This is a genomic window from Brevundimonas sp. GW821-FHT02A10 (assembly GCF_059422025.1).
The window spans coordinates 1-23701 of the sequence record NZ_JBWKWC010000005.1; the positions used below are offsets into that span (position 1 = coordinate 1).

Annotated in this window: 26 protein-coding genes; 12 read left to right on the plus strand and 14 right to left on the minus strand. The window is 67.4% G+C overall.

The window, feature by feature from the left end:
• The first annotated feature begins 217 nt into the window (after nucleotides 1-217).
• Nucleotides 218-478 carry a DUF3297 family protein gene (locus AC07U0_RS13810; protein ID WP_494720591.1) on the plus strand — a complete coding sequence of 87 codons (261 nt, stop codon included), beginning with the start codon at nucleotides 218-220 and terminating at the stop codon, nucleotides 476-478.
• 83 nt (nucleotides 479-561) lie between these two features.
• Nucleotides 562-2913, plus strand: coding sequence for an arylsulfatase (locus AC07U0_RS13815; protein ID WP_494720592.1), 2352 nt, complete (start codon nucleotides 562-564; stop codon nucleotides 2911-2913).
• A 25-nt stretch (nucleotides 2914-2938) separates the two neighbouring features.
• On the opposite strand, the gene AC07U0_RS13820 is transcribed toward AC07U0_RS13815, so the two are convergent.
• The 5 genes from AC07U0_RS13820 to lgt all read right to left on the minus strand — a co-directional run bounded on the left by AC07U0_RS13820 (nucleotide 2939) and on the right by lgt (nucleotide 7914).
• Nucleotides 2939-3403, minus strand: coding sequence for a chemotaxis protein CheW (locus tag AC07U0_RS13820; protein WP_494720593.1), 465 nt, complete (start codon nucleotides 3401-3403; stop codon nucleotides 2939-2941).
• Between the two features lie 2 nt (nucleotides 3404-3405).
• Nucleotides 3406-4875: a methyl-accepting chemotaxis protein gene (locus AC07U0_RS13825; protein ID WP_494720594.1), complete on the minus strand. Its 1470-nt coding sequence runs from the start codon at nucleotides 4873-4875 to the stop codon at nucleotides 3406-3408.
• Nucleotides 4876-5156: 281 nt separating this feature from the next.
• Nucleotides 5157-5933, minus strand: a complete 777-nt coding sequence (gene pgeF, locus AC07U0_RS13830) for a peptidoglycan editing factor PgeF (RefSeq protein WP_494720595.1) — start codon at nucleotides 5931-5933, stop codon at nucleotides 5157-5159.
• On the minus strand, nucleotides 5930-6955 hold the full coding sequence (locus tag AC07U0_RS13835) for a class I SAM-dependent methyltransferase (RefSeq protein WP_494720596.1): 1026 nt from the start codon (nucleotides 6953-6955) through the stop codon (nucleotides 5930-5932). The genes pgeF and AC07U0_RS13835 overlap by 4 nt, the downstream gene beginning before the upstream one ends.
• 44 nt (nucleotides 6956-6999) lie before the next feature.
• Nucleotides 7000-7914, minus strand: a complete 915-nt coding sequence (lgt, locus tag AC07U0_RS13840; protein WP_494720597.1) for a prolipoprotein diacylglyceryl transferase — start codon at nucleotides 7912-7914, stop codon at nucleotides 7000-7002.
• 204 nt (nucleotides 7915-8118) lie between these two features.
• Between lgt and AC07U0_RS13845 the strand changes: the two genes are divergently transcribed.
• The 3 genes from AC07U0_RS13845 to AC07U0_RS13855 all read left to right on the plus strand — a co-directional run bounded on the left by AC07U0_RS13845 (nucleotide 8119) and on the right by AC07U0_RS13855 (nucleotide 9824).
• Complete coding sequence (locus AC07U0_RS13845) at nucleotides 8119-8418, plus strand: accessory factor UbiK family protein (RefSeq protein WP_492947431.1); 300 nt, start codon at nucleotides 8119-8121, stop codon at nucleotides 8416-8418.
• A gap of 99 nt (nucleotides 8419-8517) precedes the next feature.
• Nucleotides 8518-9021, plus strand: a complete 504-nt coding sequence (locus AC07U0_RS13850) for a type III secretion system chaperone family protein (protein ID WP_207868002.1) — start codon at nucleotides 8518-8520, stop codon at nucleotides 9019-9021.
• Nucleotides 9021-9824 (plus strand): pyrroline-5-carboxylate reductase family protein, encoded by an 804-nt coding sequence (locus AC07U0_RS13855; RefSeq protein WP_494720598.1) that lies wholly within the window; start codon nucleotides 9021-9023, stop codon nucleotides 9822-9824. Before AC07U0_RS13850 ends, AC07U0_RS13855 begins: the two co-directional genes overlap by 1 nt.
• 4 nt (nucleotides 9825-9828) lie before the next feature.
• Here the strand turns inward: AC07U0_RS13855 and AC07U0_RS13860 are convergent, their stop codons facing one another.
• Nucleotides 9829-12210: a pectinesterase family protein gene (locus AC07U0_RS13860; RefSeq protein WP_494720599.1), complete on the minus strand. Its 2382-nt coding sequence runs from the start codon at nucleotides 12208-12210 to the stop codon at nucleotides 9829-9831.
• 162 nt (nucleotides 12211-12372) lie between these two features.
• On the opposite strand from AC07U0_RS13860, the gene AC07U0_RS13865 reads away from it, so the two are divergent.
• From AC07U0_RS13865 to AC07U0_RS13880, 4 genes are all read left to right on the plus strand, one after another.
• The gene (locus AC07U0_RS13865) at nucleotides 12373-13665 is read left to right on the plus strand and encodes a S41 family peptidase (RefSeq protein ID WP_494720600.1); all 1293 of its coding nucleotides are present in this window, start codon (nucleotides 12373-12375) and stop codon (nucleotides 13663-13665) included.
• A gap of 15 nt (nucleotides 13666-13680) precedes the next feature.
• Nucleotides 13681-14136, plus strand: coding sequence for a MarR family winged helix-turn-helix transcriptional regulator (locus tag AC07U0_RS13870; RefSeq protein ID WP_494720601.1), 456 nt, complete (start codon nucleotides 13681-13683; stop codon nucleotides 14134-14136).
• A 75-nt stretch (nucleotides 14137-14211) separates the two neighbouring features.
• Nucleotides 14212-15204 (plus strand): mechanosensitive ion channel family protein, encoded by a 993-nt coding sequence (locus tag AC07U0_RS13875; protein WP_494720602.1) that lies wholly within the window; start codon nucleotides 14212-14214, stop codon nucleotides 15202-15204.
• Nucleotides 15205-15211: 7 nt separating this feature from the next.
• Nucleotides 15212-16228, plus strand: a complete 1017-nt coding sequence (locus AC07U0_RS13880; RefSeq protein WP_494720603.1) for a threonine aldolase family protein — start codon at nucleotides 15212-15214, stop codon at nucleotides 16226-16228.
• 9 nt (nucleotides 16229-16237) lie between these two features.
• Here AC07U0_RS13880 and AC07U0_RS13885 read toward each other — a convergent pair whose 3' ends face one another.
• The 6 genes from AC07U0_RS13885 to AC07U0_RS13910 all read right to left on the minus strand — a co-directional run bounded on the left by AC07U0_RS13885 (nucleotide 16238) and on the right by AC07U0_RS13910 (nucleotide 20300).
• Complete coding sequence (locus AC07U0_RS13885) at nucleotides 16238-17293, minus strand: glycerophosphodiester phosphodiesterase (protein ID WP_494720604.1); 1056 nt, start codon at nucleotides 17291-17293, stop codon at nucleotides 16238-16240.
• 52 nt (nucleotides 17294-17345) lie between these two features.
• Nucleotides 17346-18152 (minus strand): inositol monophosphatase family protein, encoded by an 807-nt coding sequence (locus AC07U0_RS13890; protein WP_494720605.1) that lies wholly within the window; start codon nucleotides 18150-18152, stop codon nucleotides 17346-17348.
• A 107-nt stretch (nucleotides 18153-18259) separates the two neighbouring features.
• Nucleotides 18260-18829, minus strand: coding sequence for an elongation factor P (gene efp, locus AC07U0_RS13895; protein ID WP_494720606.1), 570 nt, complete (start codon nucleotides 18827-18829; stop codon nucleotides 18260-18262).
• 114 nt (nucleotides 18830-18943) lie between these two features.
• Nucleotides 18944-19501 carry a tryptophan-rich sensory protein gene (locus AC07U0_RS13900; RefSeq protein ID WP_494720607.1) on the minus strand — a complete coding sequence of 186 codons (558 nt, stop codon included), beginning with the start codon at nucleotides 19499-19501 and terminating at the stop codon, nucleotides 18944-18946.
• Nucleotides 19502-19563: 62 nt separating this feature from the next.
• Nucleotides 19564-19800 carry a helix-turn-helix domain-containing protein gene (locus AC07U0_RS13905; RefSeq protein ID WP_494720608.1) on the minus strand — a complete coding sequence of 79 codons (237 nt, stop codon included), beginning with the start codon at nucleotides 19798-19800 and terminating at the stop codon, nucleotides 19564-19566.
• Nucleotides 19800-20300, minus strand: coding sequence for a DUF2975 domain-containing protein (locus tag AC07U0_RS13910; RefSeq protein WP_494720609.1), 501 nt, complete (start codon nucleotides 20298-20300; stop codon nucleotides 19800-19802). Before AC07U0_RS13910 ends, AC07U0_RS13905 begins: the two co-directional genes overlap by 1 nt.
• Before the next feature lie 104 nt (nucleotides 20301-20404).
• Between AC07U0_RS13910 and AC07U0_RS13915 the strand changes: the two genes are divergently transcribed.
• Both AC07U0_RS13915 and AC07U0_RS13920 read left to right on the plus strand, forming a co-directional pair.
• Nucleotides 20405-21349, plus strand: coding sequence for an ABC transporter ATP-binding protein (locus AC07U0_RS13915; protein ID WP_494720787.1), 945 nt, complete (start codon nucleotides 20405-20407; stop codon nucleotides 21347-21349).
• Nucleotides 21346-22071: an ABC transporter permease gene (locus AC07U0_RS13920; RefSeq protein ID WP_494720610.1), complete on the plus strand. Its 726-nt coding sequence runs from the start codon at nucleotides 21346-21348 to the stop codon at nucleotides 22069-22071. The genes AC07U0_RS13915 and AC07U0_RS13920 overlap by 4 nt, the downstream gene beginning before the upstream one ends.
• Here the strand turns inward: AC07U0_RS13920 and bfr are convergent.
• A complete protein-coding gene (gene bfr / locus AC07U0_RS13925; protein WP_494720611.1) occupies nucleotides 22068-22568 on the minus strand; it encodes a bacterioferritin in 501 nt (166 codons plus the stop codon). The genes AC07U0_RS13920 and bfr overlap by 4 nt on opposite strands.
• A gap of 156 nt (nucleotides 22569-22724) precedes the next feature.
• Nucleotides 22725-22910, minus strand: coding sequence for a (2Fe-2S)-binding protein (locus tag AC07U0_RS13930; protein ID WP_492032089.1), 186 nt, complete (start codon nucleotides 22908-22910; stop codon nucleotides 22725-22727).
• Nucleotides 22911-23037: 127 nt separating this feature from the next.
• On the opposite strand from AC07U0_RS13930, the gene thiE reads away from it, so the two are divergent.
• Nucleotides 23038-23694, plus strand: a complete 657-nt coding sequence (gene thiE, locus AC07U0_RS13935; protein ID WP_494720612.1) for a thiamine phosphate synthase — start codon at nucleotides 23038-23040, stop codon at nucleotides 23692-23694.
• Nucleotides 23695-23701: the final 7 nt, after the last annotated feature.

Consider the following 23701-nt stretch of genomic DNA (forward strand, 5'->3'; position numbering starts at 1 on the left):
CCCCGGCTCGCACGCCCGCGCGCCAGCCCGCCGCCACGCCCGCCGCGTCCGGACCCCAGCCCTACGCCGCCGGCGCCTCGGCCCCCGCCGCTAGCCCCGCGCCGCGCCAGTCGGTTCAGTAAGGCGGTTCGACAAGCCCGGGGCGCACTCCCCGGTTGGCAGGGCGGGCGAGGGGGGCTATGCACGCGCCTCCTCTTTCGCCTTCAGGCTTTCGACCATGTCCGACACGCCCCCCGACCGCCTCTCGGTCAACCCGAGCAGCAAATTCTACGACGCTGACGTGCTTCAACGCGGCGTCGGCATTCGCTTCAAGGGCGAGGAAAAGACCAACGTCGAGGAATACTGCGTCTCGGAAGGCTGGGTTCGCCTGGCCGCCGGCAAGGCCGTGGACCGCAAAGGTAACCAGCTGACCATCAAGCTGCAGGGCGTGGTCGAACCCTATTTCCAGAGCGCCGAAGACGCCCCCGTCGAGGAATAGGCGCCAGCTCATCGGGTTAGACCCGATAGCGACACAAAGTCAGCCGGATAGCCTCGGGAAGACCCGCTTCCCGAGGAGCTCCCATGCCTGCCGACCAGAATCGTTCGCGCCTTCCCCTTCCGGAACCGGAGTTCAAAGGGGTCATCGGCAAGACCTATCTCGACTCGAAAGAAGACTGGCCAAAGGTCCCGACCCCGCCCGAGGGCGCGCCCAATGTGGTGGTCATTCTGCTGGATGATGTCGGCTTCGGTCAGGTTTCAACCTTCGGCGGTCCGGTTCCGACCCCCGCCCTCGACAAGCTCGCCGCGCGCGGCCTGCGCTACAACCGGTTCCACACCACGGCCATTTGCGGGCCGTCACGTGCGGCCCTGATCACCGGGCGCAACCACCACAATTGCGGCGTCGGCTTCCTGGCCGAATGGGCGACCGGTTTTCCCAGCTACAACAACATGATCCCGCGCAGCACGGCGACCATCGGCGCAGTGCTCAAGGGCAATGGCTACGCCACCTCCTGGTTCGGCAAGAACCACAACACCCCGGACTGGGAGAGCAGCGTCGCCGGGCCGTTCGACCGTTGGCCCACCGGCATGGGCTTCGACTATTTCTACGGCTTCATCGGCGGGGAGACGCACCAGTACTATCCGGTGCTGTTCGAGAACACGGTGGCGGTGGAGCCGAACAGGTCGCCCCAAGAGGGCTATCACTTCATGGAGGATATGACCGACCGGGCCATCAACTGGATCCGGTACTCGAAGGCCGTGGCGCCCCGGAAGCCGGTCTTCACCTATTTCGCCCCCGGCGCCGCGCATGCGCCGCACCATGCGCCGAAGGCATGGCGCGAGAAATTCGCGGGCCAGTTCGACGCCGGCTGGGACGCCGTGCGCGAAGCGACCTATCGGCGCCAGCTGGAGATGGGGATCATCCCGCCCGGGACCGAGCTGACGCCGCGTCCGGACTGGGTGAAGGCCTGGGACAGTCTGCCGGCCGACGAGCGCAAACTCTATGCGCGGTTCATGGAGAATTTCGCCGGCTACCTGGCCTATGCCGACAGCGAATGCGGCCGGCTGATCGAGGCGATCGAGGCCCTGCCCGACGCCGATAACACCCTGATCCTCTATATCGTCGGCGACAACGGCGCGAGTTCGGAGGGCGGCTTCTCGGGCACGGTCAATGAGATCATGAACCTGAACGGGGTGGCCTCGCGGCTGGAGGACAATCTGGCCATGCTGGACGAGATCGGTGGGCCGGACACCGAGCCCCACTATCCGCTGGGCTGGGCCTGGGCCGGCAATGCGCCGTTCCAGTGGGTCAAGCAGGTGGCCTCGCATCTTGGCGGGACGCGCAATCCGATGGTCGCCGCCTGGCCCGCGGGGATCAAGGACCACGGCGGCATTCGGGACCAGTTCACCCACCTGATCGACATCATGCCGACCGTTCTGGACATCGCGGGCATCCCGGCGCCGACGTCGGTGGACGGGGTCGAGCAGAAGCCGCTGGACGGCGTGCCCATCACCCCGACCTTCGCCGATCCGAAGGCGAAGCCGGTGCGCGAGCGGCAGTATTTCGAGGTCTTCACCAACCGGGCCATCTACGACAAGGGCTGGATCGCCTGCGCCCAGCACACCCTGCCCTGGCGACAGGACCTGGCCCCCGGCCACTGGGAGAACGACCGCTGGGAGCTCTACAATCTGGACGAGGACTTCTCCGAGGCCAACGACCTGGCCGAGGCCATGCCGGACAAGCTGGCGGAGATGAAAGCCCTGTTCGACGAGGAAGCCCGCAAGAACAACATCTATCCGTTCGACGACCGCGGCTCAGGCCGGCTGGCCACGCCCAAGCCGTCGCCGGGCGGGGCCGACCCGAACCGCACCCGTTTCACCTACTATCCCGGCGCCTTCCGGCTGGCCGAGACGGCTTCGCCCAACACCAAGAACCGGTCGCACCGGATCACCGCCGAGATCGAGATACCGGACACCGGCGGCGAGGGGGTGATCCTGGCCGCCGGCGGCGCTTCGGCGGGATATGCCCTCTACGTCCAGGAGGGACGGCTGGTCTACCACTACAACTGGTTCGAACGGGAGCGCACCGACGTCGTCTCCGACACGCCGTTGCCGCCCGGGCGCTCCACCGTCTCTGTCGAGTTCGCCTATGACGGCGGGGGGCTGGGCAAGGGCGGGGAGGTGACGATCGGCGTCAACGGCAAGGAGGCTGGCCGCAAGCGGATCGAGAACACAGTGGCGGGCCGGTTCGGCATCGATACCTTCGGCCTGGGCTCAGACACCGGCTCACCGGTCGGGAAAAGCTATACAGCGCCGTTCCCCTTCACCGGCAAGGTGATCAAGGTCGACATCGAGCTGGGGCCGCGTGATTTGAGCCCGGAAGACGAGGCGAAGCTGCATTCCATGCAGACCGCCTTTGCCGACACTCACGAATAAGGTGGGGCGTCTGACAGGGGCGGTCTCAGGCGGCTTGGGTCTGGCTGACGGGCAGCAGGGCGTCGATGACCAGGCGCGAGAGCATGCGGCCTTCCAGCGGGATGATGGCGTCGACGAAGGACGCCTCGCCGCCGGCGCCCATTTCGGGCGGAGCCTGAAGCAGGCTGGCCGGCAGCTGGAAGGTCTCCTGAACCTCGTCGACGAGGACGCCGGCCATGCGTGAGCCGTGCTCGATGACCACGATGACGTGGCGCGGCGAGGGCTCGGTCGGCCCGACGCCGAGGCGCTGGCGAAGGTCCAGCACCGGCATGACCGCGCCGCGCAGATTGATGACTCCAAGGATGTAGTTCGGCGTCTGGGGAATCGGCGTCGCCGGGGTCCAGCCGCGAATCTCGCGCACCGAACGGACGTCGATGCAGTATTCCTGACCGCCGATGGCGAACGAGATCAGCTCCAGAATCCCGTCTGCGTCGGTGTTCGGCGAGGTCATGGTCAGAACTCTTCCCACTCGTTGACGACCTTCAGGGCCGTCGCGCCCATCGAGCGCGGAGGGGAGTGTACGGCGGGTTGCGCTGCGATGCCACTGCGGGGCCCGCCTTGGGCGAAAGCCTCGATCCGGGCCTGGGCGGCGCGGACGGGATTGGGCTGGCGGACGTCATCGGCGGCGCGCGATCCGGTGTTGAACCGCTGCACCATCTGGGCCAGTTGGCCGGCCTCCGAGCGCAGGCTGGCGGAGGCGGCGGTGGCCTGTTCGACCATGGCCGCGTTCTGTTGGGTCACCTGATCCATCTGGTTGATGGCTGAGTTGACCTGGGCCAGGGCGGTGGACTGCTCCTGGGCCGAGCCCGCAATCTCGATGATCAGGCCGTCGACCTCGGCGACCCGACCGGCGATCGACGTCAGGGCCGCGCCCGTGTCGTCGACCAGTTTCACGCCCCGGGCCACCTGGGCCGTCGAGGCGGTGATCAGGGACTTGATCTCCTTGGCTGCTTCGGCCGAGCGCTGGGCCAGGGCGCGAACTTCCTGGGCGACGACGGCGAAACCACGCCCGGCGTCGCCGGCGCGCGCGGCCTCGACCCCGGCGTTCAGGGCCAGCAGGTTGGTCTGGAAGGCGATCTCGTCGATCACGCCCAGGATCTGGCCGATCTCGTTGGAGCTGCGCTGGATCTCGCCCATCGCGGCGACGGCCTCGCGGACGACTTCGGCGGACTGTTCGGCGTCGGCCCGGGCGCTGCCGGCGGCGCCAGCCGCCTGTTTGGCCCCAGCGGCGCTGCGCTGGACGGTGGCGGTGATCTGGTCGAGGGCGGCGGCGGTCTCTTCGAGGCTGGCGGCCTGCTGCTCGGTGCGGCGGGCCAGATCGTCGGAGGCGCCGGAAATCTCGTCGGAGCCGCAGCGGATCGAGCCGATGCTCTGCAGCACCGAGTCCAGCGTCTGGCGCAGGCTTTCGACAGCCGAGTTGTAGTCGTCCTGAACCGTCTTGTGCGCGCCTTGGCGGTCACCCTCGAGCCGGGCGGTCAGATCGCCGTCCGACAGGCGGCTGAGGCTGTTGGCGAGGGCCGCGACCAGATCGTTCTGGGTCTCTTCCGCCAGGTGGCGAGCCCGCTCGCTGCGAGCCGCGTCCTGCTCGGCCTGGGTGATGTCCACCGCCAGCTTGATGACCTTGTAAGGCTTCCCGGAGGGGTCGAGGACCGGGTTGTAGGAGGCCTGGATCCAGATCTCGCGCCCGCCCTTGGCGAGGCGGCGGAATTTCCGGGCTACGAACTGGCCGCTTCTCAGCTGTTGCCAGAAGGCGCGATAGCCTTCGGTCGCCGCCTCGGCCGGGTCCATGAACAGGCTGTGATGGCGCCCGACGATCTCATCGGCCGAATAGCCAAGGGCGCCGAGGAAATTCTCATTGGCCTGGATGATGGTGCCATCGAGATTGAATTCGATCACGGCCTGGGATCGCGAGATGGCGGCCATCTTGCTTTCGAGATCGTGAGCCGCTGCTGCTGACTCAGCATCGAGCTTCTTGAAACGCGCAAACATGTCTTTCCCCCGGAGACAGCCCTCGGTGGTAAGGCTCCCCTTGAGGCAGCTAAGGCGCGATTGGTTACCCGCGCCTTTATGTCGCGCTGGGGACTGCTACTCAGTTGAATACCGGAAGACTTCTCTCGTCCTTTACACCTGCGGTGTAAACGTTGAGCTTTTTGACATAATGTCGTGTACCCGACACAGGTTCGGGTCGGTCTTTATAACTAAAGTTATAGTGCGATCGCCGACATCAGCCGGCCGAAGTCTGGCTCGGAGCGCTGGAAGGCGCGGCGGTTCGAAAAGAAGCGAACCTCGTCGGCGCAGGTGTCGTCGCCGGTCCAGGCCGCCTCGCCGACTCCTGCCTGCTCCAGCCGCCACAGGACGAAGCCGGGAAGGTCGAAGCGGCGCTTGTCGGGCGTGTCTCCGACGACGAAGAAGCGTTCCGAACCGGGGTCGTGATGGGCGAAACGGTCCTCGAAGTCGGCGCCGACCTCGTAGCTGGCCTGGGCGATCAGGGGGCCGACCACGGCGACGGTGCGCGAGGCCTTCGCGCCCAGGGACTCCATCGCCGCCACCGCCGAATGGACCACCCCGCCCAGCGCGCCCTTCCAGCCCGCGTGGACGGCCGCGACCACGCCCGCCTCGGCGTCGGCCAGAAGCACGGGGGCGCAGTCGGCGGTCAGGACGCCACAGATGACGCCGCGCGTCGCCGTGGCCACCGCGTCGCCCTCGGGCCGCTGGCCATTCCACGGGCCGTCGGAGACGCGGGTGATGGCGGAATGGATCTGGTAACAGGCGGCCAGGTCGTCCGACGTCCCGCCCATGGCTTCGGCGATGCGGCGGCGGTTCTCGGCGACGGCGGCGGGATCATCGCTGGAGCCCAGGCCGGCGTTCAGCCCTTCGAAGATGCCCGTCGAGACCCCGCCCTGGCGCGTGAAGAAGCCGTGACGCACCCCGGCTTTGGTCAGCAGCGGGTGGGTAATGGGTGTCAGCAGGTCGCTCATCATTCGAATCCCGGGACGGTCAGGCTGCGCGGCGAAAAGATGGAGGCGACCTTGAACAGGGTCCCCATCTGGTCGTCGGCGGTCAGGCGCTCAAGCTGGCGGCGGATCACCGCCTCGGCCGAGGGCCGTCCCTGTATCAACCGGTCGGCGCGCGCCTCGATCCCCAGAAGCCGCAGGAATTCGCCCTGACCCTTGCAGCCGGTGACGTCGGCGCCGGCGCGGACGGCGGCCTCCAGCACGCGCGGGAAGTCCGCCCACATGGTCAGGTCGGCGGCGCCGGGATGCGCCAGCGGATCGACCCTGGCGTGTCTGTGCAGGGCCTGAAGGGTGTCACCGGGGCCCGGCTTGTCACGACCGTAGTCGATCAGCAGGGCCGCGCCCGAGGCCTCCGCCATCAGCACCGCCAAGTCGCGACCGAAGATGGCCTGCTGGTCCGAGATCTCGACGATCTGGCCGGGCTCGACGTCGTAGTCGGGCTTCTCGAATCCGCCGGTGATGTTGCTGAGGCCGAACAGGATGTCGTGCCCGTCATCGCTGACCCCGACGCGCCGCTCGGACCAGCCGTCGTCCGTCTTCACGAACTGACGCGCCGGCATACAGTCGAGCACCTCGTTGGCGATCAGGATCACCGGGGCGTCGGTCTCGATCTGGTTGAGCGAACTCAGCCAGCGGGGCGAGATGTCGGCGCCGGCCAGCCGTCGTTCCTGTTCCTTGCGCAGGGGCGCGCTGGGCTCGATCAGGATCAGGTCGCAGGCCTCGAGGAAGTCCGGAGCCAGTCGCAGGGCGCGGAGCGCATCGTCCATCAGGGTCCCGTCGCCGGGCCCGACCTCGACCAGCCGCACCTTCTCGGGCGCGCCCAGCCTGTGCCAGGTCTCGGCGGCCCAGAGGCCCAGCAGCTCGCCGAACATCTGGCTGATCAGGGGGGCGGTGATGAAGTCGCCGCCTTCACCCAGCGCAGGGCGGGTCGAGTAGTAGCCCCCGGCCGGATCGTGCAGGCAGCGGGTCACATAATCGGCGACCGTCATTGGTCCCGTCAGGGTGATTTCCCGCGTCAGACTGGCCTTGAGGCTCACGCCGCGACCTTCTCCGCTTCCGGTTCCGTATCAGGCTCTTCCGGGGCGGCGACGGGCGCCGTCTTCCAGGCGCGCCAGATCAGCCAGGCGCCGATCAGGATCATCGGGGTCGACAGGATCATCCCCATGGTCAGGCCGAAGGGCAGGTGGTCCAAGCCGGCGTCGGGCTGGCGCACATTCTCCAGCGAGGCGCGGATGAGGCCATAGCCGAGCAGGAACAGGCCGGTGACATAGCCGGGCTTGGCCAGCAGCCGGAATTTCCACACCGCCAGCGCCAGGATGCCGAACAGCAGCACGCCTTCCAGACCCGCCTCATAGAGCTGGCTGGGGTGGCGCGGCACATCGCCGGCCGGGCACATGCCATAGGCCTTCTGGATCGTCTCGTTGCAGAAGCGGATGGCCCAGGGGACCGTCGTCTCGCGGCCCCAGAGCTCGCCGTTGATGAAGTTGGCCAGCCGTCCGAAGCACAGTCCCAGCGGGGCGGTGGCCAGGGCCATGTCGCCGATGCTCAGGGTCGAGAGCTTGTTGCGCCAGGCATAGACGACGACCGCGATGGTGCAGCCGGCCAGTCCCCCGTGGAACGACATCCCGCCGGTCCACAGCTGGAACAGCTCCAGCCGTTCGCCCCAGCCATGGCCGGTGAACAGCTGCAGATACATCACCGGCTTGTAGGCCAGGGCGTAACCCAGACGGCCGCCCAGGATGATGCCCAAGGTGATCCACAGGACCAGATCGTCGAGCTGAATCGTCGACAGGGGCGCGCGGCGCGGCGACCACAGCGAGGCCCGCTTGATCAGGACGCCGGCGTACCACCAGCCCAGAACGATGCCCGCCACATAGGCCAGGGCGTACCAGCGGATCGGAATGATCCAGATGTGGAACCAGACCGGGTCAAAATCGGGAAAGATCACGAAGGGCAGCTCCAGCCGTTTTCAGGCCTGCGGTTTAGCAAGCGTCGCTGACGCCGTCTTCCCTCTCAATCACGGCGGCTTCACGGCTGCTCGATTTCCGCCTTTTGGGCGCTATAAGCCGCATGGACGGAAAGGTTTCGTTCACCATATCCGGTAACCCTCATTAACGACTCCCGGGGCGATTCATCCGGGGCGGAGACGACCATGCAGACCCGCAATCCCATCCTCGACGAGTTCGCCAAGCTGACGACCGGCGCCATGGGCCTGGCCCAGGCAGCAGGGGAGGAGGCCAAGGCCGCCTTCCGCGCCCAGACCGACCGCGTCGCCGCCGAGATGGACCTGGTCCGTCGCGACGAGTTCGACGCCCTGAAGGCCGAAATCGCCGCCCTGCGGGCCGAGATCGCGACCCTGAAAGGCGCTCCGACCACTGAGAAAAAGGCGGCGAAGAAGCCTGCCACGGGAACGTCCACAGGTGGAACTCCCGCCCCGGACGCAGCCGGTTGAGCCGAATCCGCGAACACGTCTACCGTCCCGCCATGATCGATGAGTCGCGACAGGCGCGGCTGGTCGGTCGGGCTCTCTCTTGCTGATCGGGGAATACGAATGGACGCCGTGAGGCCTGAGGAGGTCGATGTTCCCTACGATCCGCTGGACGTAGTCGAACACGTGCTCAACGCTGAAAACCTGCCGTTCGACCGCACGGACGACGGCGATCTCGCCTTCGCCCTGGCCGGCGACTGGAAAGACTATGAGCTGTGGTTCGCCTGGCGTCCCGAGGGCGACTGCCTGCAGCTGTGCTGCGCGCTCGACCTGCGCGCCACCAAGGCGCGCCGCGGCGCTGCCTATGAGCTGGTTTCGCTGGTCAACCAGCGCACCTGGATGGGCCATTTCGAGGTCTGGTCCGAGGACGGCGAGATCGTCTTCCGCCACTCCCTCGCCCTGCCGCACGGCGAGCGTCCGACCCTGGCCCAGGCCGCGTCGATGATCGACGCCGCCGTCGAGACCGCCGACCGCTACTACCCGGCCTTCGACTTCATGATCCGCGGCAACAAGAAGCCGCAGGACGCGATCGACGCCTGCCTGTTCGAGACCGTCGGCACCGCCTGATGGCGGCGACTGGCAGGCCGGTGGTCCTGGTCGGCTGCGGCCGGCTGGGCTCGGCCATCGTCGAGGGCTGGCTCCTGACCGGGGCGGTCGATCCCGCCGAGCTGATCATCCTCACCCCTTCTGAAAAGCCCGTCGCGGAAGCCGCGCGGGCAAGGGGCGCGCGGGTCAATCCGCCGCTCGAGGCGATGGCGAATGCCCGCGCCGCCGTCCTGTCGGTCAAGCCGGCCTACTGGAGGGGCGCCGTCGAGCCCCTGGCTTCCGCCTTGCCGGAGGACGCGCACATCGTCTCCGTGATGGCCGGAGTGCGCACTGCTGCGCTCGCCGCCGCCTTGTCGCCCCGGCGCATCGCGCGGGTCATGCCGACAACCGCCGTGGCTGCGGCCCAGGGCATCGCCGCCGTCTGGTCCGGGGATGACAGAGCCCGCGAGACCGCCCACGCCCTGTTCGCCCCCTTGGCCGAAGTCGTCGATCTGGACGAGGAGCGGCACATGGATGTCGCCACCGCCGTCGCCGGCTCGGGCCCCGCCTATGTCCATGCCTTCACCCGCGCCCTTGCGGCGGCGGGGGAGGAGGCCGGTCTGGATCCCGACAGCGCCCTGAAGCTGGCGCGCGGCGCCGTCCGCTCCGCCGCCTCGGCTGACCCTTCCGAAAGCCTCGACGCCCTGATCGCCCGCGTCGCCTCACCCGGCGGCACCACCGAAGCGGGGCTCAAGGCCCTGAACCAGAACGGCGAACTGGACGAAGCGGTCGAGGCCGCCGTCATCGCCGCCCTGCTCAGGGCGCGGGAGCTGTCGAAGGACTGACCGCTCAGGGGTAGTTGACCTGCAGCCCCCTCAGCACGACCGAGCCGCTGGGCCGCGAGGCGGTCCAGAAGAAGCCCGCGCCGCCGAAGCGGTTGGGCTCGATCGTCCCGGTCAGCGCCAGTGTCTCCTCATCTTTCGTATTGGAGCCCGTGACCTCGACCGCCGATCCGTGAGTGCGGATGCGGATCGTGGTGGTCGGCTTGATCACGCCCGTCAGCCGGTCCTCGCCCATCGGCGTCCCGTGGCCGTCGACGATGCGGTAGAGCTGGAACACGACCGCCGTCGCCGAACGCGTCGAACGCCAGAATCGCAGGGAATAGCCGGTCCGCGTCGCCGGATCGTATTTGAACAGGATCTCCGAATAGGGGCCCCGCTTGCCCGTCGCGTCCGGAACATCGCTGGGCGAGCCGGGGATGGCGAAGCCCTGACCCTCGTATTTGTCGGTGTCCATCTCGACCATCACGTCCATGTCGCCCGCCTCCGGGTGACCGACGTAGAGGAGGGTCGAGTCCTCGCCGCCGACGCGCATGCCCCAGGAGCCTTCGGGCGAGGCGGGCGTCTCGGAGGTCCAGGCGCCGGTCAGTTTCCAGTCGCCCTCCCAACGGCGTTCGACCGTGGTGTCAGGCAGGCTGTGCAGGTCGACGCCACCGCCGGGGGCGTGGACATCGACCGGCGCCGGGACCGGATCGCTGGACCATACCTGACCGGGCAGGCTGAGGTCATGCTCGGGCGCGATCGAGGCCATCACATACCGGCCTTCCAGATTGCCGGAGACCGGCAGTTCCCGGAACGGGGCGTCGCCACGGGTCATCGCCAGCTGCTCAGGGCGGGCGCAGGTGGCGTCGGGACAGGCGAACCAGGTGATCCGCGACCGGTCCTCGCGCCCCTCGGGCAGGGTCAGATCATAGTCCAGCCGCAGGCCGTCGGGCGTGCGGGTCAGCACCGGCTGCCGCGTCAGCGCGGGGGCAGGGCGGTACGCCGGATCCACGGTGATCCAGGCGGTCGAGGAAAAGCCGTTGTCGGCCGAGACCCGTATCGGAACGGTCTGGGTCTGGTCGGTGTGGTTCGCCGCCGTGACCGTGACCTTGTCGCCCTGTGCGGCGCTGAGCCGGACCAGGGGCGACTCCGATGTCCAGTGCGTCACCGTCGTCCCCGAGGCCGGAAAGACCTGCGCCGAAACCTCGACCGGCGCCTCGTCCGTGCGGATGCGCGACACGCCATTGGTCAGCTTGATGCGGAAGGGCAGGGCGGGCGGACGGTTTACCCCGCCGCCATAGCGCGCCACGAAAGCCCCGGGGTCCCACCCGTCATCGACGCCCTCAGGCGTCCAGCGCAGCAGGTTGAAGCTGCTGAAGGCGAAGATTTCCACGTCCGACAGCTCATGCGTCAGCGTCCGGCGCGGTTCGCCGACGACGCTGTCGAGGATGTCCACCGGCCGGCCGCTCTCGGTGGTCGTGTGATAGGTCAGGGAATATTCGCTCGACCACTCGGGCGCCGCCCAGCCGAACCAGGCGACCGGCACATCGGGCAGGGTCGACTCGATCAGGGCCACGGGCGCGACCGGCACCTTGTAGAAGGTCATCGGCTTGGTCGCCCGGAAGCGGGTGCGGAAGAAGGTCGTGCCGCCCGCGAACAGGATGCCGCCGCCCTCGATGAAGTTGATCTCCGAATCCTCCCAGACGCTGCCGCCCGGCGCGCCGAGATAGTCGTCGGTGCCTTCGAGATAGGCGTGGGTGAAGTACGACCGCTTCGTCCGGTTGAACATGGTGTCCAGTCGGCTGAGGATAGCCACGTGGGAATAGACGTGGCGGTCGCCCTGCATCTGGATGGCCACGGCCTGGGTGATCACGTCCGACCGCTTCTTCAGGCTCTTCGACGGATCGCCGGGGTAGTCGTAGTCGAGGTTGCAGTAGTTCAGGATGGTCAGGTTGATCATCGAGAAGCCGTCGGCGTCGACCATCATGGTGAAGCCGTTGTTGGCCGCCCCCTGCTTGTTGCCGCGGTTGTCGGCGATGACCACGCTGCGCCGGTCGCGCGTCAGACCCATCAGGGTGATGTTGGCCTTGGTGATGGTCAGGCCCGTCTCGGTTTCCGTGCCGTGCAATTGATAGACGTCGGGCATCAGACCGATCACCGTCGGCCGCTCGCGCGTGCCTTCTGGCGCGGCGGCATAGGCGGCCTGAAGGGTCTGGTAGCGGTACGCCGCCGGATCCTCCGGCCGCGAGGCGTCGACGAGGATGTCATACCGTTCTGCCCTCGTGTCGAAGACCACGTCCGTATAGCCGCGTACGGGGCCCAGCCCGACGAGCGTGTCCTGGGCCAGCACCGGCTGGCCGGCGGCGACGATCATGGCGAGCATCAGCCCGCCCAGCATTGTTCTGCGCATCCTGCTTCCTTCCCTGTGACACCGGTGTCAGCTTCAAGCCGATCTTGTCCCGTCGAAGGGTAGGCTAGCTCATTCCTGTTCGGGACGCACGGCGCCTCGACCCGGTTGACGCAAAGCTTTTATACAATATGTTGCGCAACATATTTCAAAACGGAGTGGCGTATGTCTGTCAGAGCTTTTCTTCCCCTGTTGGCGCTCGCCATTGCGGCTCCCGTTTCGGTCAACGCCCAGACCCTGGATCGCGAGGCGCAGCGGGAGGTCGTGTCGCGGCTCGAGGCGGCGCTGCAGCAGAATTATGTCTTCCCGGACCGTGTCCCGGCCATCGCCGCCGAACTGGACAGGCGGGTTCAGTCCGGGCCCGTGGAAAGCGCGCCCTTTGCCGCCAGTCTTGCGCAAGGACTGGTGAAGGCGAGCGACGATCTGCATTTCTCGGTGGCTTTCGATCCTGACGCTGTGGCCGCCAAACGCGCGGCGAAGGCGAGCGGGGAGGAAACGACCCAGGCCCAGCGCGACAGTGAGCGGGCGGCCAATTTCGGCTTCCGGGATGCGCGTCTTCTCGACGGCGGGCTGGCCTATATCCGGTTCGACTTTTTCGCCGACCCCCAGTACGCGCAGGACACCGCCGTCGGGGCCATGCGGTTCACCGAAGGCGCCAAGGGGATCATCATCGACCTTCGCTACAACAATGGCGGGGTCCTGGAGACGGCCCAACTGCTGATGAGCTATCTCTACCCTGCCGGGAAAGAGCAGAAATTCTTCGACTATTTCTACAACAAGGACGGGGTTCGCGTGGAGCGGAGCCAGTGGAGCCTGGCCGCCGTTCCGGGGCAGCGGCGCGGGGATGTTCCCGTCGTGGTCCTGACGGGATCGACGTCCTTCTCCGCCGCCGAATGGATGGCGTTCTCGCTGCAGAAGCTGGGTCGCGCGACCCTGATCGGTGAGCGGACCGCCGGCGGCGCGCACCCCGTCGACAGCGTGCCGATCGATGACCGGTTCATGTTGCAGGTCCCGATCGGCCTGATCCGCGATCCCGTCGACGGCAAGGATTTCGAGGGCGTCGGCGTCGCCCCGGACATCGCCGTGCCGGCGTCGGACGCCCTGCTTACGGCGCAGAAATTCCTGTTGCAGAGCCGGGCTGACGCGGGCGACGCGGAGGCCAGGTGGGCTCTGGTCCCGGTCGCGTTCGCCACCTCGGGCGGAGCCGTCAGCGCCACGAAGGTCGATGAGGCTGTCGGAGCCTATGAGGGGCGGACCCTCGTTCGCACCCCGACTGGTCTGGCCTATCACTGGCGCGGCCATTTCGTTCTGGCGCTGGATCCGATCGGCGAGGATTGGTTTGCGGTTCAGGGAACGGATGATTACCGGTTCCATCTCGCGCGCGAAAACGGCCGTGTCAGCGGTCTGGAACGTGTGTTCAAGTCCGGCGACAAGGTCAGCTATCGCCGTCTGGATTGAGGAGCCGTTGGCCGAATGACCGAGTTGAGCCGCACCTTTCTCGGCCTTCTTAGCGAACAGCTGAGCGATCTGATCGAGCAGCAGTCGGCTGAAGTGTTCAGGCGCGCGGGTCTCGTCATCCCGGTCAAATCCGCCTCCCTGCTGGGCGCCGTCGCCTCGCTGGGGCCGGTTTCGATCTCCGATCTGGTGCGCGCCCTGAACCGGTCGCACCAGCTCATCCAGCAGAAGATGCCCAAGCTGGTGGCTCTGGGTCTGGTCACGCGCCGGCCTGATCCCGGGGATCAGCGCGCTGTCCTGATCGAGATCACCGACAAGGGACGCGAGCAACTCGCCTTGCTCGATGGTCTGACGCAGGCGTTTGAGCGGGCCTACGCGGGGATGGAGGAGGAGGCTGGTCCGGTGTTCGACGGACTCAATCGCGCCATTCTCGCGCTCAGGGCCAAGCCCCTGATCGACCGCATGGATATCTGAGCGCGCCTCGCCGACCGCTGAAATGAAATACCTTCGAGGGTTCCAAATCGAAGCTGAGGCGTTAGACCCGGCTCAATGAGCTCAGCCCTGACCAATCCCCTCGATCACGCCGTCGCCGCCGGACAAAAGGTCGTCGCCATGGACGCCGCCATGGTCGCCAAGCTGACCGACATGGCGGGCGACTTCGCCGTCAGCGCGGTCATCGCCATCCTGATCCTGATCGCCACCGTCTTCGCCTCACGCTGGGCGGCGTCGGGGACGCGGCGGGCTCTGGGACGGGTGCGGGGCTTCCGTCACGATCCGACGGTGCTCAGCTTCGCCGTGCAGGTGGTGCGGGTGCTGGTCCTGCTGATCGGCGTCATCGCCGTGCTGCAGCGGCTGGGCGTGCAGACGACATCGATCATCGCCGTGCTGGGCGCGGCCTCGCTGGCCGTCGGTCTGGCCCTGCAGGGGACACTCTCGAACGTCGCGGCGGGCGTCATGTTGCTGGTGCTGCGGCCCTATCGCGTCGGCGACCTGATCAATCTGTCGAGCAATACCGGCAAGGTGCAGCGGCTGGATCTGTTCACGACCCAGTTGATCGACGCCAACAACGTCAAGATCGTGATCCCCAACTCCAAGGTGTTCGACGGCACCATCCTGAACCTGTCGGGCCAGCGCACGCGGCGCATGGAGTTGAAGATCGGCGTCGGTTACGGCGCCAATCTCAGCCAGGTGCGCGACGTCCTGACCGAAGCTGCGGCCGCCCACGAGAAGGTGCTGCCGGATCCCGCGCCCTGGGCCGGGGTGACCAGTCTGCTGGACAGTTCGGTCGAGGTGACGCTGCAGGCCTGGACCCTGTCGGGCGACTACTGGCAGGCCAAGGCCGATGTGCTTCAGGCCGCCAAGGAGGCGCTGGACGACGCCCGGATCGAGATCCCGTTCCCGCATCAGGTCGCCGTGCCCTACACGCCGGATGAGGGCGCGCCCGAGTATGACGAGACAGCCGCGGCGCGGAGGCGTAAGCCCGGCAAACCCACATATGAGACGTCGGCGGACACCCGCGGCGCAGACCAGAGTGAAGGCTAGGGCGGGCATGCGTTACGACTTCGGATCCGACAACACCGCCGGCATGGCCCCGGCGGCGCTTCAGGCCGTGATCGAGGCCAACACCGGCTTTGCCCGGGCCTATGGCGCGGACGAGACGACGGCCCGCGCGGCCGACCAGATCCGCCAGCGGCTGGATGCGGACGCCGAGATCCGGTTCGTGTTTTCGGGCACGGCGGCCAATGCCATCGCCCTGTCGATGCTGGCCTTCCCGTTCGAGGCGGTGCTGGCCCATCAGGCGGCCCACGTTTGCACCGACGAAACGGGCGCCCCCGGCTTCTTCGGTCAGGGCGTCGGCCTGATCGGCCTGCCGGGCCTGTCGGGCAAGATCGATCAGCGCGCGCTGGAGGCGGCTCTGGCCGAGCCGGTGGTCGGTCACCGCCAGCCCGCAGCCGCCCTGTCCCTGACCCAGTCCACCGAATACGGCACCGTCTATACCGAGGAAGAGCTGCGCCACCTGATCGAGCCGGTGAAGGCACAAGGGTATGGCGTGCATCTGGACGGCGCCCGGCTGGCCAATGCTGCTGCGGCGGGCTTCGACCTGACCCAGATCCCGCGCCTCGGCGTCGACATCCTGGTCTTCGGCGGGGCCAAGGCCGGCGCCAACGGGACCGAGGCCATCGTCCTGTTCGACAAGTCGCTGGCCCGGCGTCTGGACAATCGGCTGAAACAGGCGGGGCAAACGGCCTCCAAGGGCCGGTTCCTGGCCGCACCCTTCCTCGGCCTGCTGGAGAGCAACGCCTGGGAGGACGGCGCCGCCCACGCCAATCTGATGGCCCAGCGGCTGGCCGACGGTATCGAGGCGCGCTCGCCCTTCGTCCTGGCCCACCCGGTCGAGGCCAACGCTGTGTTCGTCCGCATGCCGGAGGAGGCCCATGCGCGGCTGAACGCGCTGGGCTGGGCCTGCTACCGCTTCGACGACGGCTCGGTGCGGTTCGTCTGCTCGTGGCAGACGGAGGAGGCGGTGGTGGACGAGGTGATCGAGGCGATCGCCACGCTTTCCTAAGGTCGGGAGCTAAGGTCTGAACGCGTCCACGGCGATCCCCGGAAAGTCCGAGAAGACCGCGTCGACGCCCAGATCGCGGAACTGGCGCAACTGCGCGGCCAGGTCGCCGTGCGCGGCAAAGCCTTCGCCCCTCTGAAGCTCGTGCGGCAGGAAGGCGTTCTCGGCGCGGAAGGTCCAGGACACCACCTTCAGTCCTGCCGCATGGGCGTCCGGGATCAGAGATGTGGCGGGCAGGGAGACACCGTCGGACCCGCGCGGAACGATCATCGCCGTTTCGACCCCGATGGCCCCGGCATAGGCGCGGATGGCCTTCAGCCCCTCGGGCGTGGCCATGGCGGCATAGGTCAGGTCTGCACGGTCCGCAGGCCCGCCGCCGCCGGACATCAGCTGCAGCAGGGGCGAGCGGATACGGGCTGACAGCCTTTCCAGCGGCCCGACCTCGAAACACTGGATCAGGATCGGGGCCTCGGCGCCGCTCAGGTCCAGCCGCTCCAGCATGGCGACGAAGCCGTCCTCCATCGGCAGATCTATGGACGCGAAATACGACGGATGCTTGAGTTCGGGCGCGACCGAGATCGTCCGGCCGGTGCGAACCGACCCGGCCCGGGCGATCTCGACCACCTCATCGAAGGTCAGGATGCCGTCCTGGCCGTCGAAGGCGGTGTTGGCCGGGCGGAAGGCGGGCAGCCGCTCCCTGGCGCGCAACGTCCGCAGTTCGGCAAGGGTGAAGTCCTCGGTGAACCAGCCGGTGGTCGAGACGCCGTCGATGACCCTGGTGGTCTTGCGGTCGGCGAACTCGGGATGGGCCGCGACGTCGGTCGTGCCGCCGATCTCGTTCTCGTGCCGGACGACGAAGGCGCCGTCCTTCGACATGACCAGATCGGGCTCGATGAAATCCGCGCCCTGTTCGATGGCCAGTTCATAGGCGGCGCGAGTGTGCTCCGGCCTCAGCCCCGAGGCGCCGCGGTGGGCGATGACGACGGGATGGTTCTGTGCCGTAGACTGGGCCAGGGCGGGCGCTCCCGTCAGCAGGAGAAGGATGGCGGTCAGGATGGCGCGGATCATGGCCCATGGGTAGGGCAGGGGCGCGACAGGTTGGTGAACCTGCCGCTCCGGATCAGGCGGCCTGCAGCACCTTGCGCAGTTGCGGGTGCAGTTCGGGATTGCAGGCCAGGACGGTGGAGCCGGTCTTGGGGTCGCCGTCCTGTTCGATGGTCGTGACCAGACCGCCGGCCTCGGTGACGAACAGGATACCCGCGGCCACGTCCCAGGGCTTCAGGTTGCGCTCGAAGAAGGCGTCGTAGCGGCCGCAGGCGACCCAGGCGAAGTCCAGGGCGGCGGAGCCCAGACGGCGGATGCCCGCCGTGCGCTGGCCGATGGCGTGGATGTCCTTGATCGACTGGGCGTGGCCCGACTTGCCGATGAAGGGCAGGCCGGTCGAGATCAGGCTCTCGGACAGGTCGCGACGGCCGGCGACGCGGACGCGCTGGTCGTTCAGATAGCAGCCCTTGCCCTTCTCGGCCCAGAACAGCTCGTTCATGACGGGGTTGTAGGTCACGCCGGCGACGATCTCGGACGAGCCATCGGGGGCGAAACGCTCCAGCCCCACGGTGATCGCGAAGTGGGGCATGGCGTGCATGAAGTTGGTCGTGCCGTCGATCGGATCGACGATCCAGCGGTGCGACTTGTCGGTGCCCTCGATCAGGCCGCGCTCTTCGCCGAGGAAGCTGTAACCCGGGCGGGCCTTCATCAGCAGTTCGAAGAGGGTGTCCTCGGCCTTGATGTCGGCCTGGGTCACGAAGTCGCCGGGGCCTTTGCGCGAGACCTGCAGATGGGCGACTTCGCCAAAGTCGCGCAGCATCGGGCGGGCGGTCTTGCGGACCGCGTCAATCATGACGGAAACGAGGGCGGAGGCGAGGGCCATGGTCGGAATCTCCTGGTCCGTCTGTCCTTGAGAAGGCGGAAGCGCCCGGACAGACGGAGAAGTTCAAAAGGGGCGCGGGAGTGCGCCTCCGGTCAGTCGAGGTCGTCTTAGTCCGCGCGGCGGACGTATTCGCCGGTCGAGGTGTCGACGATGATGCGTTCGCCGGCCGACATATAGGGCGGGATCATGATGCGCACGCCGTTGTCGGCGATGGCGGGCTTGTAGGACGACGAGGCCGTCTGGCCCTTCACGGTCGGCTCGGTCTCGGCGACGGTCAGGGTGACCTGTTCCGGCAGCTCCAGGCCGATCGGACGGCCTTCGTGCATCTCGATGATGACCTTCATGCCGTCCTGCAGGTACGGGATGGAGTCTTCGCCAACCCAGTCCTTCTGCAGTTCGATCTGCTCGTAGGTGGCGTCGTCCATGAAGACCAAAGCGTCGCCCTGTTCGTACAGGTAGGAGAAGTCCTTCTGCTCGAGCGTGACGCGCTCGACCTTGTCTTCCGAACGGAAGCGTTCGTTCAGCTTGTTGCCGGTCTCGAGGTTCTTGGCCTCGACGTTGGCGAAGGCGCCGCCCTTGCCGGGCTTGACGTGGCTGGCCTTGGTGACGACCCACAGGCCGCCGTTGTGCTGGAGCACCATGCCGGGCTTGATGGTGTTGCCGTTGATCTTCGCCATGAGATTCACTGTTTGAGTGGCGCAGCCGGTCCCGTGACGGGCGCGCGAAAGAGGGCGCGATCCCTAGAGGAAGCCGCCCGAAAGGGCAACCCGGGCCAAAACCATGGGGCTGACCTAGTGCAGGGTGCGGCCCGTGACGTACTCGGTCTTGCGCTGGATGTAATTGGCGACGCGGGTTCCGCTCCCGATCGGGGCGGCGATCTTGCCCGCGCCCTCATCCAGCTTGCGGGCCTCGAAGGCGAAGGCGGCGGCGAGGCCGGCCGAGGACATGGCGGCGGCGATCTGGCTGCGCATCGAGGCCGGGCGCAGGCCCAGCCAGACGGCGTTGATGGTCTGGGCCGCGAACCACAGACCCATGGCCAGCGACCGCTCGCGGCTGGCCGGGGCGTTCCAGACCCGCACGGCCGACAGGGTCGTCGCCGAGAAGACGGCGGGCAGGATCAGGCTGAAAGCGCCGCGCGGCTTTTCCATCACCGGGGCGGCGCGGTCGAGCAAATGGCGCTCGGTGCGCTTGGGCTTCAGCGTATTGGAGGCCAGGGCGGTGGCCAGAAGGGCGAAGCCGACGGTCAGGACGATGCCGGTCGCGACGTGGGCGCCCGAACGTCCCTGGGAGTTGAGCAGGTCCGTCGCCTGGTCCTGTACGTCGTCGATGAGTTCGTCGATGGCGCTCATGCCCATGTCCTTCAGCCCGGCTATCCCGACGGAGCAATGGGCGGGACCCGGATCAGTTCCGCTTACTCGTCATCGGCTTGCTGAAGGTCGTCCGGATCAAAGGCATAGTCCAGCAGGTCGCCCGGGCGGCAGTCCAGGGCGGCGCAGAGTTTGGCCAGGGTGCGGAAGCGGATGCCCTTCACCTTGCCCGAGCGGAACAGGGATAGCTGGGTCTCGGACAGGCCGACCTCGGCGGCGAGGTCGCGGGCCTTGAGGCCCTTCTTCACGATCAGGGCGTCGAGGGTCACGCGGACGGGCATCAGATCATCTCGTCCAGTTCGCCCTGCACATAGTCGGCCTGGTCCGCGACCCGGCCCAGCAGAAACAGGGCTCCGCCGATCATGCCGAGACTCATGGCCGCGACGTCGAAATGCAGATAGCCGCCACGGGTCTCGCCGATCAACCGCAGCAGGTTGGTGACCACGAAGACCTGCAGCACCCCGCCGATGCCGAGCGCAAGGCCGACGCGGCGCAGGGCGCCGGCCAGCGTCGGCTGGATCAGCCGGCCCTTCTGAAGTTCGCCCATGGCCCGGCCGATGGCCCAGACGCCGTAAAGGTAGCAGAAGGACGGCGCGCCCATGATCAGGCCGGTCAGAATCCGCATGCCGGGATCGGGCAGGGTCCCGCGCAGGCCCAGCACGGTGGGGGCGATGAGATACATCAGGGCCTGCACCGCCCCCACGCTGACGACCATGAAGACCGCCAACCAGCGAAACTGGCCGCACAGGCGGCGGAAGCGGGCGGTGTCGGTCTTGCTCATGGCGGCGGAGGTCCGGTCGAATCCTGTCTTGTCTTTAATCTTGACTTAAAGACGCGCCGTCCGCAACTTTATCTAAGAGTTAAACGGAAACGAGGGCGGTGAGCATGGCCATGGCGATCGAAACACGGGATCTGACGCGCCGTTTCGGGGCGCGAACCGCCGTCGACCGGGTGTCGATGAGCGTGCCGGAGCGGGCCGTCTATGGTTTCCTCGGCCGCAACGGGGCGGGCAAGACGACGACGCTGAAGATGCTGCTGGGCCTGATCCGGCCGAGCGCGGGATCGGCCTTCGTCGACGGCGTCGATGTGGCGCGCGACCGGATGGGCGCGGCCCGGCGGGTCGGGGCGCTGCTGGAGGCGCACGGCTTCTACGTCAATCTGACTGGGCGCGAGAACCTCGACCTGACCCGCACCCTGCTGGGCGTCCCGGCGACCGAGGTCGATCGGGTGCTGGAGGTGGTCGAGATGCGCGAGAATGCGGCGCGACGGGTCTCCGACTATTCGCTGGGCATGCGCCAGAGGCTGGGGCTGGCCCGGGCCATGCTGGGCGCGCCGCCGGTGCTGGTGCTGGACGAGCCGACCAACGGGCTGGATCCCGACGGGATCGCCGACATGCGCCGCTTCCTCAAGGCCCTGCCGGAACGCACGGGGGCGACGGTCCTGTTGTCCAGCCACCTGCTGGGCGAGATCGAACAGACCGCCACCCACATCGGCATCGTCAATGAAGGGCGGCTGGTGCTGGAGGGGGAGCTATCGCGGCTGAAGTCCGACCTCGCGCCCGAGATCGCGGTGCGCACCGACGATCCCATGCGAGCGGCAGAGATACTGCGCGGCTGGGACTTGACGGTCATTGACGGAGACGACGGCCTGACCGCGCGTCTGCGCTCCGGTGACGATGCAGACCGCAGGTCCGCCGAGCTCAACCGCGCCCTGATCCAGGCCGGCCTGTCGGTCTTCGCTATCGGGCCACGCGCCCGTTCGCTGGAGGGCATCTATCGCGACGTGTCGAAGCCGTCCGCCACCCAACGCCAACCGGAGACCGTCCGATGATCGCCGTCCTTACCGTCGAAGCGCGCAAGCTGAACCGGTCGCTGGCCGCCCTGCTGGCTGTGGCCGCGCCGAGCCTGATCGCCGTCTTCCTGTTCTTCAACCTCCTGAGGGGCGGCAAGCCCCAGCCGTGGGAGATGTGGACCCAGTCCTCGACCGGCATCTGGGCCTTCTTCATGCTGCCGATGAGCGTCACGGCCCTGACCGCCCTGGTCGCCCATATGGAGCATGGGCCGCGCGCCTGGGATCATCTGCGCGCCCTGCCGGTGGCGCGCTGGAAACTCTATGCCGCCAAGGCGATCTGTGTGATCGCGGTGGTTGCGGCCATGAGCCTGCTGAATCTCGCCCTGTCGCTGGGCGCCATCTACGGCGCGGCGGGGGTCAAGCCGGCGATCATGCCGACCGGAACGCTGGACGTCGCCGCCCAGGTCATCCTGATGGGCAAGGTGCTGCTGGCGGCGATCCTGCTGATCGCGATCCAACTGTGGACCGCGCTGAGGTTCTCCAGCTTCGTCCCGGCGCTTGCGCTGGGGATCGGCGGGACCTTCTTTTCGGTGGTGGCCACGGCGGCGAAACAGGGGGTCTTTTTCCCCTGGCAGATGCCCGTGAACATGCTGGCGTCAGAGCCGTGGCGTGCGGCGACGGCCTTGACGCTGGGGGGAGGGGCGGGGACCGTCGTGCTGCTGCTCGCGATCGCCCACCTGTCCCGGCGCGAAGTGCTCTAGCCGCCGGTGGCAGCGCCGTCGGTGACGATCTCCTTCATCGCCGACTGGAGATAGTTCTGGGCGCCCATCAGTTCGATCAGCTTGTGCTGGTTTTCGAGGAAATCGATGTGCTCCTCGGTGTCGGCGAGGATCTTCATCAGAAGGTCGCGGCTGACGTAGTCGCGGGCTTCCTCGCACTGGGTGACGGCGGCCGAGGTGGTGACGCGGCTGTCGAGCTCGAGTTGCAGATCGGCGCCCAGGCATTCGATCGGATGCTCGCCGACCTTCAGCTTGTGCAGGTCCTGCAGGTTGGGCAGGCCGTCCAGGAAGAGGATGCGCTTGATCAGCATATCGGCGTGTTTCATCTCGCCGATCGATTCCTCGTAGATCACGTTGCCGAGGTGGGCCAAGCCCCAGCTCTCGAACATGCGGGCGTGCAGGAAGTACTGGTTCACCGCCGTCAGTTCGTTGGTCAGCACCGCGTTGAGGGTGCGGATGATCGCGGGATCGCCCTTCATGGCCATGGTCCTTGCTCGTCTCGCGGACGGGACGCCGGGGCGCGTCCAGACTCATCCGCCGTCTGTTCAAACGGCGTTTAGCACAGGAAATCGGTTCTTGTTTATTTGAGAGTATTTATCACGCACATTGATATTGCGAGTGATTTTTGGCCGCGACTACTCGGCTGCGAGTGCGAATGCTTCTCGGCTGTCGTCGATCATCTGGCGCATCTCGCAGACGCATTTGGCGCACTGCGCCTGGCACTGGTTGCGGGCGAAGATTTCACGGGGGCGGGTCGCGCCGGCCTCGATGGCGAGGGCGACGTCACGCTGGCGCAGGCCGTTACAGTTGCAGACGTACAAGAGGCGACCCAAGTCGAACTGAGAATGGTTCTCTGTAACACATATGAAGACGGTTGCAACTGGTTCGCATGCGCGTTCGCAAGACGCGACCGTTGACGCGAGGCGATGCAGGGGGCAGGGCGGGGCCATGGCTCGTGCTCCCCAAATCCCCGATCGTCCGGCGACCCGTCTGTATCTGATCACCCCGTCCGCCATCCCGGACCTGGAGGCCTTCGCCGCCGATCTGGAGTCCGCCCTGGGCGCCGGCGACGTCGCGGCCTTGCAGATCCGGTTGAAGCCCGCGACCGAGGACCAGATCCGCGCCGCTGTCGAGCGGTTGGGGCCGATCGCGCGCAAGTACGACGTCGCCCTGATTCTGAACGACCGGCCCGATCTCGCGGCGGGGCTGCATTGCGACGGCGTGCACGTGGGGCAGGAGGACGCCTCGGTGGCCTCGGCGCGGCGGCTGATGGGCCCCAACGCCATGATCGGCGCGACCTGCCATGACAGCCGCGACCTGGCCATGGAGGCGGCCGAGGCTGGCGCTGACTACGTGGCCTTCGGCGCCTTCTTCCCGACCGACACCAAGGAAACGACCCACCGGCCCGATCTCGACATCCTGACTATCTGGCAGGAGACGGTCGAGGTGCCCTGCGTCGCCATCGGCGGCATCACGGTGGAGACGGCACGCGCGGTGGCTGCCGCCGGGGCCGACTTCGTCGCTGTGAGCGCCGGGGTCTGGAACCATCTGCAAGGCCCGGCGGCGGCCGTCGCGGCCTTCAATGCGGAACTGTCCGGCGGCTGACATTTCC